Genomic DNA, 17,555 nt, shown 5'->3' on the forward strand with positions numbered 1-17,555 from the left:
GCGATTAACGTTTGCCAACTTTAATACGATCGGGTTTTTCATCAATGATTTTTAATGGCGTATCTTTTATCGCCATACGTACCGCTTCTCGTACCCGCAACTTGCCTTTTACCGGATTGGGTTTAATTGCCCCCAACTCACTCAAATCAGCTTCGATAAAGCAACCGGTACCATGCGCGATCTGCTGTGCGGTTTCATCAAAGCGAGTAAAGTTAATATCATAGTGTTGAGCGTTATCGCATTGCCCACCCAAATCAGGGATAGCATCTGGCGGCGGCGAGCAGGCCGCTATCGCTAAGGGTAATGGCAACAATAGTAGGTGTTTTAATACGGGCATCTGGCGTTCCTTGCTGATGGTTGGTTATGTTGTTCAGTCTAGATATAGGCTACGCAGGCTGTCAATAAGCCGATCAATGTCTACTAAAAAAGCGCCTAATGGCGCTTTTTATGGTGCGGTATGTCAGCAAAATAAATGACTGTGACGGTTAAAACTTACCGCGTGGTAGACGATTTTGACGGGCGTCAGACTCTAGCTTTTGTTTCCACAATTCTTTTGCCGTCATCCCGCCTGAGTTTGACGATGACTTTTTGCTCGAACTCTTGGTCGATGAAGATTTTGTAGAAGACGACTTAGACGACGATTTGGCCGAAGACGACTTACTTGAAGCCGCTTTTTTGTCGCCGCTGTTCTTGTTCGCCGCGGCTTTACTGTCTTTTTTCGCCGCCGCTGATTTTTCAGTGCCAGCTTTGTCGCTAGAACCGCCTTTCGCTAATTGCTTAGTTTCTTCAGCGAGGTCGGCTAACCGCACATTTTTGCCGCCATCGACACTGTACCAACCATTATTGCTGTCTATTGACGGAGCTTTGCCGTGAGCCTTCTGGTACGCGTCCTTATATGCTGCCAGTACCTTGTCTTTATCCAGTTTGCTCATGCATCGGGTCCTATTTTATTAACGTTTCTGGTGTTATTTTCGTCTTATTGTTCAAAGAACATTCATTTTATACCGTTTTTTCGGAATCTTGTCTAATTTCGAGTAAAATCTCGGTTTCGTATCGTTAAATAGCACGACAAAAGGTCATTTATGGAACGGCAAACGCTGACGGCTTATTTAAGCGATTTATTAATGGTAGACCGAATTAAAGATTATTGCCCGAACGGTTTACAAGTAGAAGGGCGGGCCGAGATAAACCGAATTGTCACCGGCGTTACCGCCAGCCAAGCGCTGATTGATACAGCCATAGAACAACAAGCCGACACGCTGTTGGTACACCATGGCTATTTCTGGCGTGGTGAAGCGCCGGCTATTGTTGGCATGAAAAAGCGACGTATCGCGCAGTTACTCAAACACGATATCAATTTACTCGCTTATCATTTGCCGTTAGACGTCCATCCGCAATTTGGTAACAATGCACAGTTGGCGCAATTGATGGGGTGGCAAGTCGACGCTAGCGCTGAACCGAATGATCCCGCTTGCGCGCTATTATTGGGTCACTGCCAAGCAACTAGCGGCGAACAATTAGCAGCACAGTTAGCCGAGCGATTACAACGGCCGCTGACTTGCCAAGTGACCCAGCCAACGCCGATCACCAAACTCGCCTGGTGTAGTGGCGGTGGTCAAGGCTATATCGACCAAGCCGCAGCGCTCGGTGTCGATGCCTTTATTACCGGTGAAGTGTCAGAGCAAACCATTCATAGCGCCCGTGAACAAGGCCTACATTTTTTTGCCGCAGGTCACCATGCTACTGAGCGCTACGGTGCCAAAGCCTTGGGTGAACATCTCGCCCAACGCTTTGGTGTTAATGTGCAATTTATTGATATTGATAATCCTGCATGAGTCGACGTCAGCAAGATGGCAGCTTTAGCGGCATTAGCGCTAAGTTCGCTCGTAACATATACGCCACCAGCAAAGGGCGTTTGCGAATGGCGGTACTGCAGCAGCAGTTGGCCGGATTAATTGAATCGCCGCAGCCGTTGCGGGTGCTGGATATTGGTGCCGGTCAGGGCCAGTTTAATAGTTATTTTGCGCAGCACGGCCACACGGTGATACACACCGATATTGCCGCCGACATGATCGCGGCCGCCAAGCAGCATCACCAACAGTTGGGTGTGGCTGATGCGTATCAATACTGGCAGGCGAGTCTCTATGATTTGCCTGACTTACTGCAGCAGCAATTTGATGTGGTGTTATGCCATGCAGTGCTAGAGTGGTTGGTACAACCGGCCCAAGCGATTGCGGTACTCAGACAGTTACTGGCCGCCGACGGGCAATTATCGTTAATGTTTTATAATCGCGATGCAAAGCTTTTTGCGAACATGGTTTACGGCAATTTTGCTTATGTCAGCGACGATTTAACGGTTAAAAAAACTGTGCGCTTGAGTCCGCAAAACCCGATTGATCCAACTGCTGTCGACAGCTGGCTGGCGGCACAACAGTTGCAAGTAATACAGCGTACCGGTGTCCGTTGTTTTCATGATTATTTACGTGATAAGACCGATCAACAACGCTTTGATGAATTGCTGGCATTGGAGTTACGCTATTGTCAGCATCCAACTTTTCAGCCGTTAGGGCGTTATCAACACTGGCTCATACAACATCAACAATAGGAGTAAGCATGACTCAGCAACGCTGTGCATTCATAGGATTAGGCGTCATGGGATACCCCATGGCTGGGCACTTGCACAATCAGCTTAAACAGCAGGGTGGACAAGTTTGCGTTTATAATCGCACCGTTGCCAAAGCCGAACAGTGGCAGCAACAATACGGCGGTGCTCATGCTGCGACACCGGCTGCTTGGTGCTACTTTGTGTCGGTAACGATGATGACGTACGCAGCGTGGTTTACGGCGAACAGGGGGTACTCGCGGGTATGCAAGCGGGTAGTATTCTGGTCGACCACACCACCGCTTCCGCCGAATTGGCGCGCGAGTTAGCCGAGGCTTGCCGGGAACGTGATATCGACTTTATCGATGCGCCCGTGTCAGGTGGTCAGGCCGGTGCCGAGAACGGCATGTTAACCACCATGGCCGGCGGTCAACAACAGGCATTTGAACGTTGCCAGCCGGTTTTTGCTAGTTATTGCAAAACTCAGCAGTTGATGGGCGAGGCCGGTGCCGGACAACTGGCTAAAATGGTTAATCAAATTTGTATCGCTGGCGTATTGCAAGGCCTATCAGAGGGGCTGCATTTGGCAAAGCAAGTCGGTTTAGACGCGGATAAATTGGTAGCAGCCATCAGTCAGGGGGCGGCAGGCTCTTGGCAAATGCAAAATCGCTATAAAACCATGTGGCAGGGCGATTATGAGCACGGCTTTGCGGTCGATTGGATGCGTAAAGATCTGGCCATTGCCTTACAAGAAGCCAATCGTCAGGGAGTGAGTTTGCCGCTGACAGCCTTGGTCGATCAGTTCTATGGTGAGGTACAACGTATGGGGGGACAGCGTTGGGACACCTCAAGTTTGCTGGCGCGTTTAGAGAGTTTCACTAAACAATAACCAGCATAAAAAAAGGGGCGTTATCGCCCCTTTTTTAAAAGCTCAAAAAGCGCTGCGATTAGCGAATACCCATACGTCGTAAAGCGTTGGTTGAGAAGTCTTCACGTTTTGGTTGAATATCCCAGTTCATGTACTCGCTTTCTTCGTTGGCTAAACCTAACACCAAGTAACGACCCGAATTCAGGTCATACAAGGCTTCGGCTGCCATCCAAGGTACGTCGCGTGTATAAAATTGGGTGTTGTATGATTCTGCAACACGCCATAGTTCACCGCGACCGTCGTAGTGGTCGATAACCGAAGCTGTCCAAGTATCTTCGTCGATGTACATAGTACGTTTCGAGTAGATATGACGTTCGCCATCTTTCAAGGTGCCTTCAACAACCCAGACGCGGTGTTTCTCGTAACGCAAGAAGTCTGGGTTCATATGGCCTTCATTGATGATCTCATCATAGCTCAGCGCCGGATCCATCAACTTGAAGTTATTGTACGGAATGTACAACTCTTTTTTACCTTTCAGTTCCCAGTTGTACTTATCGGGAGCACCGTTATACATATCTAAGTTGTCAGATGTACGCAGGCCATCTGCCGCTGTACCCGGACCATCATAAGCGACGTTGGGGGCCCGACGTACACGGCGCTGACCGGCGTTGTAGATCCACGCGCGACGGCCCTCTTTGACCTGGTTGATGGTCTCGTGAACCAGCAACACGGTACCGGTTAAGCGCGCTGGCGCTAAGACTTCTTGTAGAAAATAGAACAGTACGTTGTCATCAGCGGCTTCACGACCACTCACCAAGTACTCTGGGAAAACCAATTTTTCACGCAACTTAACCGGCACATAATCGCCGTTAGATAAGACCGGGAACTGGTTGACCAAACGCTCGGTTTTACCACCACGGAAACGTGTTATATGGTTCCAAACCACTTCTAAACCATTTGCTGGGATAGGGAAGGCAACGGCTAAATCAAAGTTTTCTAAACCGTTACCACCGGCAACTAAGGCCGTGTTTTCGGCATTACTTTTGATGGTTGGCCATAATTCGTCAGGATAGGTTGCGGTACGACGAGACTGATAAACATTCATTTTATAGTCAGGGTAACGCTCGAACATGGCGACTTGCCCAGGAGACAAGTTATCGCGATATTGGTCAAGGTTGTCACGAGTGATGGTGAACTGAATTTTATCGCTGGCGAACGGGTCGTTGCCTCGTTCTTGAGCTACTTCGGTATTACTATAACCACCGTTCCAAGCCGGGATCGAGCCATCCGCATTAGCGGCTTTTTCAGCGCCGATAGGAGTCAAATCCTGGCCTAACCGTGCCGCCTCGTCCGGGCTGACTTTCGCCATCACGCTGGCAGACACGACCGATAACGCAAAAATACCGGCTTTCAGCATCTGTTTATTCATTATATTGATCCTTGTTGTTCTGCTTTCTTGATAAAGCTACACCAAAATAGCGAAAAGATAAATTCTGTTGCGAACTACACAATCTTGTCGAAATCCTTGCTAGTATATGGACTTCATAACAGGACTGACCTGTTTCGCTGTTGCCTAAGCATGTATCGGCGCCGCGATTTTTGCAACCATGTTGACGGACAATTTATGATTCCGTTTACGTAAAGCGCAAATTGCTAATGGCACACACCACGCCGTTGTCGCTGTTAGTGCTCGGCAAAAGCGGTCAGTCGCGATAAAAATGACTATCATATCGTGGGCTTAAGGTTACAATCCGACGATAATTTTCTACGCAGGAGGTTTCATGCGTAAGTTGAATAAGGTGAGCTACATTCTTGCGGTGATGTGTTTAGGTGGTGCCGCGCACACGGCCGTGGCGTTACAACAAGCGCCGCTAACGGCTAATGCAGCGTCCGAAACGTCACCGCAAAGCCAGCAGTACGATGTGATTTATGCGGCTTCACCGGCGTCCACACTCGCCAGTAGCAACGTCTTGTTAGATTTGCAGCAGGCTGATGGCTATCGCTTAGCGGTCGGCGACTGGGGCAATGTATTACGTCAAACCGAAGTCGGTGGTGATTGGCAAAAGGCGCAAGTGGATACCAGCGTGTTGTTAACCGCCGTCACCAGCGTGGCTGAGCAAGCATGGGCAGTGGGGCATCACGGCGTGATCATCTACAGCAGCGATGGCGGCCAACATTGGCAACGGCAGTTGGATGGCTTCCAGTTATTTGATCTCGAAGCCGCAGAGCTCAAGCAGCGGATTGCGCATTTGCAAAGCGAGCTTGAGCAAGCGGCAGAGGACGACGCGGGTGATTTACAATTTGCGCTCGAAGACGCGCAGTTCCTTTTAGAAAATATCGATTTAGCGCGGCAAGAATCCGGTCCGGTAAAACCCTTGTTAGACGTTTATGCCATGGATGCCGAGCGAATTTTTGCGGTGGGCGCCTATAATACGTTTCTTTATAGCGCTGATGGTGGCCGTAACTGGCAATCCATTGCGGGACGTTTAGAAAATAGTGGTGGCTTCCATCTCAATGCCATGACCGGTCAGGGCGATACGTTATTTATCGTTGGCGAAGCCGGTCAGCTGTTTCGTAGCGATGACGCCGGACAGACTTGGCAAACCTTAAACTCACCTTATAACGGTTCATTTTTTGGTACCCATGTTGATGAGCAGGGCCGTTGGTGGCTGTATGGCTTGCGCGGCCATGCTTATGTCTCCAGCGATAATGGCGACAGCTTTTTAAAAATAGCGACTGGCACCGACGCCAATCTATCCGGTGGTTTGTCGCTAGCAACGGGTTATACCTTGCTGGTCGGGAACTCTGGTGTTATGAGTAAAGTGACGGCCGATAACAGCAGTAATCCAGACGTTATTGAGCATAGTAGTGGTAGCGTGTTGACCGATGCGCTCAGCAACGACGAAGGCTTCGTGTTGGTCGGTCGCAATGGTATCCAACATTACCGTGTGCAGAACAAGCAGTGAACAGGGAGTTAACTATGTCAACAGAACAACACACGGGATCGTCGGTTTGGGCTGAAAAAGCATTATTTAACGTGCGTCCCATTTGGCTCATTATTTTTGCCGTATTAACCCTGTTTTTGGGCTATCACGCGACCAAAGTACGACCCGATGCCAGCTTTACCAAAATGATCCCGACTCATCATGAGTTCATTCAAAATTATTTTGATTATCGTGATGATTTAGCCAGCTTAGGCAACGTGGTGCGGGTCGCCGTCGAGAATACTCAAGGCACCATTTTTGATGCCGAATTTCAACAGACATTGCAGCAAATTAACGACGAAATCTTTTTTATTCCCGGCGTTAATCGTAGTGGCTTACGCAGTATTTGGACGCCCAATGTTCGGTGGATGGAAGTCACCGAAGAGGGCTTTGTCGGTGGTCCGGTTATTCCAGACAACTATGATGGTAGCAAGCAATCATTAGAGCAATTACGCACCAACGTGCTGCGCTCTGGTGAAGTGGGTAATTTGGTTGCCAATAATTTTCGCTCGGCGTTAATTTACGTGCCGTTGGATGAAATTAACCCTGAAACCGGTGCGCGGCTGGATTATCAAGATTTCTCGCAGCGCTTAGAAAAGCTGGTTAGAGATAAGTACAACTCTGCTAGTGTTAAAATTCATATTACCGGTTTCGCCAAGGTGATTGGCGACTTGATCGACGGCGCGATTCAAGTCGGTCTGTTCTTTGTTTTGGCGATTTTGATCACGCTCGGCATGCTTTATCTCTATAGCCGCTGCTGGCGCAGTTCGGTGATTGTTCTAGCCTGTTCGATTATCGCCGTGATCTGGCAACTGGGTATTATCGAACTCATTGGTTCGGGCATTAACCCGTATTCGATGCTGGTACCGTTTTTGGTGTTCGCGATTGGTGTCTCGCATGGTGTGCAAATCATTAACGCGATGGTGGCCAACCGCGTGGCCGGACATAATAAGCTGGACGCTGCCAAAATGGCATTCCGCGGTCTTTATATTGCCGGTTTGACCGCCTTGGCGAGCGATGCTATTGGCTTCACCACGTTGATGGTTATCGATATTGATGTGATTAAAGAACTGGCTATTGCAGCCAGTATTGGCGTTGCTGTTGTGGTACTAACCAACCTGATGTTATTGCCAATTTTAATGTCGTATAGCGGGGTGACCGATTACGCCATTGAGTATCAGTTACGCACGCAAAATAATAAGCACATTGTGGTTAGCTTTTTTAGCCGTTTCGCGCAACCGAAATGGGCTTATGGTGCACTACTGGTATCGTTGTTGATGTTGAGCTGGGGTCTGGTCAAAGGACAGCAAATGAAAATTGGCGATCTGGATGCCGGCGCGCCAGAGCTACGTCAAGATAGCCGCTATAACCTTGATAATGCCTTTATTGTCGATAACTACAGCTCAAGTACCGATATTTTTGTGGTGATGGCTAAAACAGAGCCGCAAAAGTGTATCGCCTACGATAACTTGGAATTAATGGACCGTTTTAGCTGGCATATGCAAAACACCGCTGGCGTACAAGACGTTAAGTCGATTGTGTACGTATCGCGCATGGGTATGTTTGGTTTAAACGAGGGCAATCTGAAGTGGTTTAGTGTGAACCGCAATCAGTATGTTATTAATGCCTCGGTTAATAAAGCGCCGTCGGGCTTATTTAACGCCGACTGCTCAATGGCACCGATCATTATTTATTTGGATGACCATAAAGCTGAAACGCTGAAAACGGTGGTTGCCGCGGTGAACCAATTTACCGCCGACTACCAGCAAGAGGGTATCGAGTTTTTAATGGCGGCAGGTAATTCCGGTATAGAGGCGGCCACTAACTCGGTTATCGAAACCGCACAATATAAAATGCTGATTTGGGTATACGGGGTGGTGATTGTCCTGTGCTTACTGACTTTCCGTAGTTTGCGAACGGTCGCCTGTATTATTTTGCCGTTAGCATTTACCACCGTTATGAGCCAGGGCTTGATGGCCGTCATGGATATTGGCGTGAAGGTAGCAACCTTGCCGGTTATTGCGTTAGGGGTGGGGATTGGTGTCGATTACGGCATCTATATTTACAGTCGAGTAAAAGAATCGCTTAATCAGGGCGGCTCGTTAACCGATGCCTACCAATATGCGTTGGATAGCACCGGTAAAGCCGTTGGTTTCACCGGTTTAACGCTGGCAATTGGTGTTGCTACTTGGATTTTCTCGCCAATTAAATTCCAGGCCGATATGGGCATACTGCTAACCTTTATGTTCATTTGGAATATGTTGGGCGCGCTAATATTGATTCCTGCGTTAGCGCGTTTATTCCGTGTCGGACCCAAGTCAGCGGGTCGTATTAATCCACCACCACGCTAATTAGCGGTATTACCGGCCGGTGACGGCTAGGTATAAAAAACGCGCTGGTCTTAACCGACCAGCGCGTTTTTTTACGGCTGTTATAACGATTGTGCGTACTGGTAAAGTGCGCGTAATATCGCCAGTTTATTCGCGTCACCGCTATGTTGTTCGGCCAAATGTTCAAGCTTAAGGGCGTATTCTTCGATACTTAGCGCACCCGCTAGTGGCTCCATCAGACGCTGTTGGCAAAAGCGCTGCCAGCGTTGCAATTCTTGCTCGCTAAGCGTTGCTGGAAAGTTGCGTGCTCGGTAGCGAAACAACAGCGTAGGCAAGCGTGCATCGACGAAATTAAATTGCATACCAGCCAATTGCTCGGGATCGGCTTCGCGGATCAAGCGCATATTGGACTTATCCTGTTCGCCAAAAAAATCACCGCTGTATAGCTGCAGCTCAGGATCGTCAGCTGGCGCTGGATAGTCGTTTTCACTTAAGGCGTCGATTAAGCGTTCACGTAGCTCGGCATCGGCTTGTAGCTGCTGATAATGCTGTAAGCATTGTGCTTTGTCTAAGCCAAAATGGGCGCCGCGTTCGTCGCTGAGGACGTTGCTAGGAGCAATAAACGGGCAACGATTGATCGCCACTTTGTGCAATGCCACGCTCGCTAACTGCTGTTGTTCCCGCTCGGCTTTTGGCAGATAAAAGCGTTCGCGTAATTGATCGATCGATAAGTTCGCAATCGCACGCGGATCGTGACGCAAATCCCAACCGAGTAAAACGTTGGCTTGTTGTGGGTGATAGGCCAACGGCATCAAGTAGCTGACATAGCCCTGTGCTGCGCCGTAATGACCACTCACGTGCACCAGCGGCTTACGTTGCAGCAAGTCGATTTGCTGCTGAACCGCTTTTTTAGTACGTAGATTAAAGGCGTAATCCCACAGTTTGGGCTGCTGTTCACGGATCAGGCGAGCAATCGCTATGGTCGCATAAACATCGGCCATGGCATCGTGAGCCTGACCGTGGTCAATGCCGTTGGCGGCGGTTAAGTCTTCCAGTTTCATACTGACTCGACCGTCCTCGTGACGCGGCCATTGAATGCCGTCGGGGCGCAGTGCATAGCAGGCGCGGACCAAATCAATCAAGTCCCAGCGGCTGTTACCTTGTTGCCACGTGTGCGCATAAGGATCGATGAAATTACGATAAAACAAGGCACGTGTGACTTCATCGTCGAAGCGAATATTGTTATAACCAACGATGACGGTTTGTGGTTGTGTGAACTGTTCGGCAATTTTGCCGCTAAAACTGCATTCATTCATTCCTTGATTGAGTGCTTGTTGCGGGGTAATGCCGGTGATCAAAGCAGCCTCTGGATGCGGAAGAAAGTCGGCTGTTGGCTGATTAAACAAGGTCATCGGCTTACCGATTGGCTGCAATGATAGGTCGGTGCGTAAACCGGCAAACTGTGCCGGACGGTCAACTAACGGGTTAACACCCCAGGTTTCGTAATCGTGCCAGTACAGACTGGCCGTCGCTGCAGTAGTTTGCGCAGAGGATGGTTGCATAGCGTGGCTTCCTCGCCGAACGTCAATGTGAGCGGCAAAGGGTAACCCAAGGGCTGATTGGCTGCAATCGTCAGCGCGGCTGGCGAACGCGTAATAACGGTCTTTATTATAATAACGAGGAGAACATATGAAAGCAGCAAGCATAGCAGTAGCAGCTCTGGTGGCCGCGCTTAGCAGCGCGTTGCCGGTCGCCAGCATGGCTACGGAACAACCCATCGCCATCGCCATTCACGGTGGTGCCGGTACCATTACTCGCGCTAATTTGTCGGCTGAGCAAGAGCAAGCTTATAAAGATAAATTAAAGCAAGCGCTAGACGCTGGCTATGCGGTGTTGGAAAAAGGCGGTAATAGCACCGATGCGGTGATTGCTGCCATTCAGATCATGGAAGACTCGCCGTTATTTAATGCCGGTCGTGGCGCTGTCTATACTTGGGACGGAGAGCATGAGTTAGACGCGTCTATAATGTCTGGCGCTAACGGTAATGCTGGAGCCGTGGCTGGTGTAAAAACGGTGAAAAGCCCGATTCAGTTAGCTCGTACGGTCATGGATAAGTCGGTGCATGTGATGTTGAGCGGCAGCGGCGCCGAACAGTTTGCCAAGCAACAGGGCTTAACCCAGGTCGACAACGATTATTTTGACACCGAGCAGCGCTTGCAGCAGCTAAATCGCGCTAAACAAAAAATTCGTCGCAGCGAACAGCCCGAACAACAAGCGTGGCGTTATCTCGATTTAGATTATAAATATGGCACGGTGGGTGCCGTGGCATTGGACCAACAAGGTAACTTAGCCGCGGGTACCTCGACCGGCGGCATGACAGCTAAACGTTATGGCCGCATCGGCGATTCGCCGATTATTGGTGCCGGTACGTGGGCAGATAATGCCAGTTGTGCGATTTCCGCGACAGGTCATGGCGAATACTTTATTCGCTATCATGTTGCAGCCGATATTTGTGCACGCGTGAAATATCAGCAAAAGACCATTAAAGCAGCGGGTGATGAAGTCATTCACGGTGTTCTGCAGCAGGCGGGTGGCACCGGCGGCGTCATTATTCTCGATGCTCAAGGCAACGTTTATCAGCCGTTTAATACCGAGGGCATGTATCGCGGTTATCGCAAGCAGGGCGAGCCCGCGCAGGTTGCCATTTACGGCGATTGACAGCAGTAGCTATCGACTATACTTGAAAAAGCTCACTTGTTACCGCCGAGCTGGCAAGTGAGCCTTGGTCGCATCAGTCAGTCTTATCTGCTGAACGTTTTGCGATAAAAGCTTAGCGATAAGGGGTTAGCCAAAATTTCAGAAAAAACTCAATAAGGAGAATGCAATGAAGTCGGTGAAAGTCAGCGATTATATGACTCGTTATCCGGTAATATTTACCACGCAGATGACCATCGAGAAAGCTGTCGAAGAGCTATTGCGTTCTCAACAACGTGGTGGCCCGGTGGTTAACGCGCAGCAACGGGTGGTCGGTTTTTTATCCGAGCAAGATTGTTTAGCGGCGATGTTACGGGCAACCTATCATCAAGAGCAATCGGCCTTAGTTGAAGACTGTATGACCACACCGGTGTTAACGGTACGCAGCGATATGTCGATTTTAGACTTAGCTGAACAAATGCAAGTGAATAAACCCAAACTCTACCCAGTCATCGATGAAAATAACCGTTTAACCGGACTCATTGGTCGCAGTGAAGTACTGCGTGCTATGGACCTGTGTTTAGGTGATGGTTATCGTCGCGGCGGTGGCTGACGGGGGTTTTAGCTGCTGGTATAATGGCGCTATTACTTGTGCCTGATTGTCAGCCAAGCAGCAATATTGGAGTCCCATGTCTGTCAGTGCTACCCCCGAATCATTAGCGTCTCGTTTTGCCGAATTAACACACTGTATGATTGCCGATGCGGCGCAGCTTCGGCGGCGTCTCCGAGGTTTAACGAAAATTAAGCAAGCACAGCGTCAACAGCAGGTGTTGGCACAAATCGATAGCGATATTGAGCAGGCGAAAGCGCGTTTAGCAACGCGTCTAGCACAGTCTCACCACATTGATTATCCGCCGCAGTTACCGGTCGCTGAGCAACAGCAACGCATTAAAGATGCCATTGCTAAGCATCAGGTGGTGGTCGTGGCTGGCGAAACCGGCTCGGGTAAGACCACGCAATTACCGAAAATGTTATTAGAGCTCGGCTATGGTCGGCGTGGCTTTATTGGTCATACCCAACCACGACGCTTAGCAGCGCGCAGTGTTGCCAGCCGTATCGCGGAAGAATTACGGGTGCCGTTGGGCTCGAGTGTGGGCTACAAAGTTCGTTTTAATGATCAAACCGAAGCCAATACCGCCATTAAGTTAATGACCGATGGGGTACTGCTGGCTGAGTTACAACAGGATCGATTATTACGTGCCTACGATGCCATTATTATCGACGAGGCACACGAACGTAGTCTGAACATTGATTTTTTACTGGGGGTATTGCATCAACTGTTGCCTAAGCGACCAGACTTAAAGGTGGTCATCACGTCGGCGACGATTGAGACCGAGCGCTTTGCTGAACATTTTCAGCAGGCTCCGATTATCGAAGTTAGTGGCCGCGCCTATCCGGTTGAAGTCCGCTATCAAGCGCTTCAGCAAGGCCAGCGACAAGCGCCACGAGACGTGCTTGACGCGGTCGCGGAAGCGGTACTGGAACTGCAGGACGAAGGCCCCGGTGACATTTTATTATTTGCCAGCGGTGAGCGAGAAATTCGCGACTTTGCCGATGCCATTACACAATTAGCACTAAAAAATACCGAAGTATTGCCACTTTACGCCCGTTTGTCGGCAACTGAACAAAATCGTATTTTCCAGTCACATAGTCAACGCCGGGTGGTGATCGCCACTAACGTTGCCGAAACCTCGTTAACGGTGCCTGGTATTCGTTATGTTATCGACCCTGGTACGGCTAGAATCAGTCGTTATAGTTACCGCAGCAAGGTGCAACGACTACCCATTGAACCGATTTCACAAGCCAGTGCTAACCAGCGCAAAGGCCGCTGTGGCCGTGTTGGGCCGGGCATTTGTATTCGTTTGTATAGCGAAGATGATTTTAATTCGCGGCCGGCGTTCACCGATCCGGAAATTTTGCGTACTAATTTGGCTGCCGTTATCCTGCAGATGACGGCATTAGAATTGGGCGATATTCGTCAGTTTCCGTTTTTGCAGAAACCCGATGAGCGTTTTGTTAAAGACGGCTTCAATTTGCTGGAAGAGCTTAACGCGTTAGCCAGTGCTCGTTATGGTGAAACTGCCAAGTTAACGCCGTTAGGCCAACAGCTATCACGTTTACCCTTAGATCCGCGTTTAGCGCGGATGGTGTTGGCAGCACAGCAACACGGCTGTGTACGTGAGGTGATGGTGATTGTAGCGGCGTTGTCGATTCAAGATCCGCGCGAGCGACCCAGCGATAAACAGCAAAAAGCTGATCAATTACATCAGCGTTTTCATGATAAAGATTCTGATTTTATTAGCTATCTTAAGCTTTGGGATTATTTAGCCGAGCAGCAAAAAAGTCTTTCAAAAACACAATTACGGCGCTTGTGTCAGCGCGAATTTATTCATTTTTTACGTGTGCGTGAATGGCAGGACGTTTATACCCAAACGCGGCAGACGGTGCGTGAGTTAGGCATACAAATTAATAGTGAAGCAGCAAGTTATGAAGCCATTCATCGAGCCCTGATCAGCGGCTTATTGTCCTATGTGGGGCAAAAAGATGAGCGGCATGAATACTTAGGTGCCCGACAACGTAAATTTTTTGTTTTTCCCGGCAGTAATTTATTCAAAAAGCCGCCGAAGTGGCTGGTTAGCGCTGAACTGGTGGAAACCTCACGTTTATTTGCACGCACCAACGCGCGCATTGATCCGGGTTGGGTTGAAGCCGCGGCGCAACACTTGGTTAAGCGACAGTATTTAGACCCACGTTTCGAGAAAAAGCAGGGCAGTGTCGTCGCCGACGAGCAAGTGAGTTTGCTTGGCTTAGTTTTGGTGCCGCGTCGGCGCGTGCAGTTTGGCCCGATTTCACCGGTTGTGGCTCGCGAAATTTTTATCCGAGAAGGACTGGTGAGTGGTGAACTCAAACGTCCACTGCCGTTTATCGAACACAACCAAGCGCTGATAGCGGAAGTCGAGTCGTTAGAAGAAAAATCTCGTCGACGCGATATTTTGGTCGATGAAGAAGCGCTTTTTAATGCTTATGATGCTGAATTGCCAGCGGGCATTTATAACGAGCAATTGTTAGCCGGTTGGTGGCACAAAGCGGCGAAAAAACAACCACAACTGTTATATTTCACCCTGCAACAGTTGAAACAGCAGGATGCCGAACACGTTACCGATGAGGCTTACCCGGCGTTTTGGCAGCAGGGTAATTTGCGACTGCCGTTACACTATCGTTTTGAGCCCAGTGCCGAAGACGATGGCGTTACTCTGCAAATTCCATTGGCGCTATTAAATCAAGTGAGTAGTGAGGGCACCGAATGGTTGATCCCAGCTTTACGCGAAGAGCTGGTGACGGCGTTAATAAAAGCTCTACCTAAAGCGCAGCGGCGTCAACTGGTGCCAGCACCCGATTATGCGCGTGCCATCGTTGCCGATTTGCAGCCGTTGCAACAACCTTTGTTAGCTGCGCTTAGCTATAAAGTAAAGCGTATGACTGGCATGGATATCGATCCACAAGACTGGCCTTTGGCGCAATTACCCGCTCATTTGCGTATGAACTTTTGTATCGTCGACGAGAAACAACAGTGTATAGCACAAGGTCGTGATTTAGATGCTTTACAGCAACGTTTGCGCGGCAAGGTTAAGCAAACACTGGTAAAACGCAGCGATAATAGTGGTGCTGCCATTCGCCGCGAAGCCATTACCGATTGGCAAATGGGGGCGTTGCCAGTGACGTTGTCACAGCAACAAGGGCCGTATCAACTGCAAGCTTTTCCGGCATTGCGCGACAATGGCAAACAGGTAGCTGTGGATGTTTTCGAAAGCCAACAGCGAGCCGCGTTTGAGCATCGCAAAGGGTTACGCAAGTTGGTATTGCTGCAAGTACCATCGCCGGTGCGCTATTTACAAAAATCGCTGTCTAACAAAGCTAAGTTGGCGATGTATTTTAACCCCTGGGGCAAAGTCGAGTCTTTGGTTAATGATTGTATCGATGCCGCGGTTGATGAGCTGCTACAAGATGCCGATCAAGTGCGCGACCAACAGCGTTTTCAGGAAGTCGTGACACGCGTTCGTGAGCAACTTAATGAAACTGTGGAGCAGGTTGCCGCACACGTCGAGCAGATCTTGCTACTCGGTCATCAAATTAAAAAGCAGCAAAAAGGTCAGGTCCCGTTAGATCAAATCCAGTCGCGCGGTGACATCCAAGCGCAGTTGGACGGCTTGATCTACGCTGGTTTTGTCAGTGATATTGGTGTTAAGCGCTTACCGCATATCGTGCGTTACTTAAAAGCGATTCAGCGTCGCTTAGAAAAGTTGCCGGTTGACCCGCAACGTGATCGATTACAACTGATGGTATTAGAACGCTTACAGCAAGAGTACCAACAATTATTACAGCGTCAGCCTAAAGCTGAGCCACTACCCGATGCCGTGAAGGAAGTTCGCTGGATGCTCGAAGAGTTAAGGGTATCGTTATTTGCTCAGCAATTGGGCACGCAATACCCCATCTCGGAAAAACGTGTTAAGCAAGCGCTGGCTGATGCGAGTTAATCGACTGCGACTTAGACAACGCTTTGTCGGTGTAGCCGGGTGACGTAATGGCCTTGATTGATGGTGAATTCTTCAATTAAGGCTTGCGTTGAGCGACGTTTAGCAAATAACCATTCTTCGGCGGTAATACCGACCACTTGCAATAATGTCGTACGGCCGTGAGCGAGGGTGACATCGCTGCGATAATGTAGTGGCTTAAGCAGCATGACGCCGGGTATTTCTTCAGATAGGTGTTGCGCAATCGGCTCACCGATGGGTAATGACTGGTGGTTGGTGCTTGTTTGTTGCAACAAGTGTTCGACCATCAGCTGCTGTAACAGGCTGATTGGCCAGTTGGCCGCCTGTGGTGCTTCTAGCAACAGTTCATAGCGGGGCGTAGGTGGCTTGCTGGCTAAGGATAAACCCGAACTCACGTATAACCAATGGGGGTGCTTATCGTTGGGGGGGCTAACCATAACTCGGCAATCTAACCATTGCGGCTGCAGTTGTCGACAACCTAATTGCTTAAATAAGCTGGCGCTAAGTGGGACTGATGCCTGCCGATCAAAATCGCCAAATAAATCCGGATAAACGTCTTCTTCGTCGATTTTTTCGCTGTCGTCTATTAGAAGCATGAGTGCAACCTGTGTTCATAAATCAGCTTCTATTATGGAACACAGATGATCGGCTGGTAAGCAAGTTTACCTAGCTTTTACATGGACATAGCGAATGTTTCGATAAAAAAGAAAACGCCGAATCGTGTTTTAGCTACGGCTTTTATAAAGCTCATAGCAGAACGACTCGACGTTCATGGATGATGACTGCTATCGGGGTAATTAGGCAGCGTATAAACCTAAGTTCTCACGCGCATAGGCTTCAAATTCGGTACAGCCGCCCACGTGTTGTTCGTCGATAAAAATTTGTGGCACGGTGTGCACGGGTTTACCAACGGTTTTTTCTAAATCGGCCTTGGTCAGGCCTTCCGCGTGGATATCCACGTAACGGTAGTCAAAATCTTCGCGGTCGGCTTTCAGTTGCTCGGCAATGTCTTTCGCTCGGACACAATACGGACAACCGGGGCGACCAAAAATAACGGTATACATAGCGAAACCTCGTTAATCGTTACAACGTAATCAGTTTGTTTTCGAATACGGCTATTGTGCCAAAATTAAGCTTACTTTGGATAATATATTTTTACGATGTGCATTATCGATTTGTTCGATATGTTTACAGTCGCTTAATGTTCGATTTCGATATCGGAGTCGGCAATACAGCAGCAGGGCAGGATATCGCCTTTACGAATAAAGGCTAAAGGTTCGCTAGTGTATTTAACTTTGCCGCAAATCAGCTTGGTTCGACAGGCGCCACAAAAGCCATTACGGCAGTGGTAATGGACGTCAATTTGGTGTTGTTCTAAGGCTTCTAATAAGCTGCCTTGAGACGCATCAACGGTCAGCTCGTGCTGACCGTTGAGTTTAACTTTGAACGCTTTTGCCATAGCGA

14 protein-coding genes and 1 pseudogene are annotated in these 17,555 nt (G+C 49.1%); 8 read left to right on the top strand and 7 right to left on the bottom strand.

Annotated elements, in window-relative coordinates:
- Nucleotides 1–4: 4 nt before the first annotated feature.
- Together A10D4_RS01645 and A10D4_RS01650 are read right to left on the bottom strand one after the other, a co-directional pair.
- The gene (locus tag A10D4_RS01645; RefSeq protein WP_008487316.1) at nucleotides 5–337 is read right to left on the bottom strand and encodes a hypothetical protein; all 333 of its coding nucleotides are present in this window, start codon (nucleotides 335–337) and stop codon (nucleotides 5–7) included.
- A 148-nt stretch (nucleotides 338–485) separates the two neighbouring features.
- Entirely contained in the window at nucleotides 486–932 is a 447-nt protein-coding gene (locus A10D4_RS01650; protein ID WP_008487317.1) for a hypothetical protein, read from the bottom strand.
- A 150-nt stretch (nucleotides 933–1,082) separates the two neighbouring features.
- Here A10D4_RS01650 and A10D4_RS01655 point away from each other — a divergent pair, with 150 nt between their 5' ends.
- The 3 genes and pseudogenes from A10D4_RS01655 to A10D4_RS01665 all read left to right on the top strand — a co-directional run bounded on the left by A10D4_RS01655 (nucleotide 1,083) and on the right by A10D4_RS01665 (nucleotide 3,491).
- A complete protein-coding gene (locus A10D4_RS01655; RefSeq protein ID WP_008487318.1) occupies nucleotides 1,083–1,835 on the top strand; it encodes a Nif3-like dinuclear metal center hexameric protein in 753 nt (250 codons plus the stop codon).
- Nucleotides 1,832–2,605 carry a methyltransferase domain-containing protein gene (locus A10D4_RS01660; RefSeq protein WP_008487319.1) on the top strand — a complete coding sequence of 258 codons (774 nt, stop codon included), beginning with the start codon at nucleotides 1,832–1,834 and terminating at the stop codon, nucleotides 2,603–2,605. The genes A10D4_RS01655 and A10D4_RS01660 overlap by 4 nt, the downstream gene beginning before the upstream one ends.
- An 8-nt stretch (nucleotides 2,606–2,613) precedes the next feature.
- Nucleotides 2,614–3,491 (top strand): annotated as a pseudogene (locus A10D4_RS01665) (NAD(P)-dependent oxidoreductase).
- Nucleotides 3,492–3,549: 58 nt separating this feature from the next.
- Here A10D4_RS01665 and A10D4_RS01670 read toward each other — a convergent pair.
- Nucleotides 3,550–4,899 (bottom strand): DUF1329 domain-containing protein, encoded by a 1,350-nt coding sequence (locus tag A10D4_RS01670; protein WP_008487323.1) that lies wholly within the window; start codon nucleotides 4,897–4,899, stop codon nucleotides 3,550–3,552.
- 352 nt (nucleotides 4,900–5,251) lie between these two features.
- Here A10D4_RS01670 and A10D4_RS01675 point away from each other — a divergent pair, with 352 nt between their 5' ends.
- Together A10D4_RS01675 and A10D4_RS01680 are read left to right on the top strand one after the other, a co-directional pair.
- Nucleotides 5,252–6,436, top strand: a complete 1,185-nt coding sequence (locus tag A10D4_RS01675; protein ID WP_008487324.1) for a WD40/YVTN/BNR-like repeat-containing protein — start codon at nucleotides 5,252–5,254, stop codon at nucleotides 6,434–6,436.
- 14 nt (nucleotides 6,437–6,450) lie between these two features.
- Complete coding sequence (locus A10D4_RS01680; RefSeq protein WP_008487328.1) at nucleotides 6,451–8,805, top strand: efflux RND transporter permease subunit; 2,355 nt, start codon at nucleotides 6,451–6,453, stop codon at nucleotides 8,803–8,805.
- 80 nt (nucleotides 8,806–8,885) lie between these two features.
- On the opposite strand, the gene sbcB is transcribed toward A10D4_RS01680, so the two are convergent.
- Entirely contained in the window at nucleotides 8,886–10,346 is a 1,461-nt protein-coding gene (gene sbcB, locus A10D4_RS01685) for an exodeoxyribonuclease I (RefSeq protein ID WP_008487329.1), read from the bottom strand.
- A 127-nt stretch (nucleotides 10,347–10,473) separates the two neighbouring features.
- On the opposite strand from sbcB, the gene A10D4_RS01690 reads away from it, so the two are divergent.
- From A10D4_RS01690 to hrpA, 3 genes are all read left to right on the top strand, one after another.
- Nucleotides 10,474–11,502, top strand: coding sequence for an isoaspartyl peptidase/L-asparaginase family protein (locus tag A10D4_RS01690; protein WP_008487330.1), 1,029 nt, complete (start codon nucleotides 10,474–10,476; stop codon nucleotides 11,500–11,502).
- 166 nt (nucleotides 11,503–11,668) lie between these two features.
- On the top strand, nucleotides 11,669–12,091 hold the full coding sequence (locus A10D4_RS01695) for a CBS domain-containing protein (protein WP_008487331.1): 423 nt from the start codon (nucleotides 11,669–11,671) through the stop codon (nucleotides 12,089–12,091).
- A gap of 76 nt (nucleotides 12,092–12,167) precedes the next feature.
- Entirely contained in the window at nucleotides 12,168–16,073 is a 3,906-nt protein-coding gene (gene hrpA / locus A10D4_RS01700; RefSeq protein WP_008487332.1) for an ATP-dependent RNA helicase HrpA, read from the top strand.
- Between the two features lie 11 nt (nucleotides 16,074–16,084).
- Here the strand turns inward: hrpA and A10D4_RS01705 are convergent, their stop codons facing one another.
- From A10D4_RS01705 to yfaE, 3 genes are all read right to left on the bottom strand, one after another.
- Nucleotides 16,085–16,687 (bottom strand): suppressor of fused domain protein, encoded by a 603-nt coding sequence (locus A10D4_RS01705; protein ID WP_008487333.1) that lies wholly within the window; start codon nucleotides 16,685–16,687, stop codon nucleotides 16,085–16,087.
- Nucleotides 16,688–16,888: 201 nt separating this feature from the next.
- On the bottom strand, nucleotides 16,889–17,155 hold the full coding sequence (locus A10D4_RS01710) for a GrxA family glutaredoxin (protein WP_008487334.1): 267 nt from the start codon (nucleotides 17,153–17,155) through the stop codon (nucleotides 16,889–16,891).
- Between the two features lie 134 nt (nucleotides 17,156–17,289).
- Nucleotides 17,290–17,550: a class I ribonucleotide reductase maintenance protein YfaE gene (yfaE, locus tag A10D4_RS01715; RefSeq protein WP_008487335.1), complete on the bottom strand. Its 261-nt coding sequence runs from the start codon at nucleotides 17,548–17,550 to the stop codon at nucleotides 17,290–17,292.
- Nucleotides 17,551–17,555: the final 5 nt, after the last annotated feature.

The sequence above is a fragment of the Idiomarina xiamenensis 10-D-4 genome (genome assembly GCF_000299895.1).
GTDB lineage: Bacteria > Pseudomonadota > Gammaproteobacteria > Enterobacterales > Alteromonadaceae > Idiomarina > Idiomarina xiamenensis.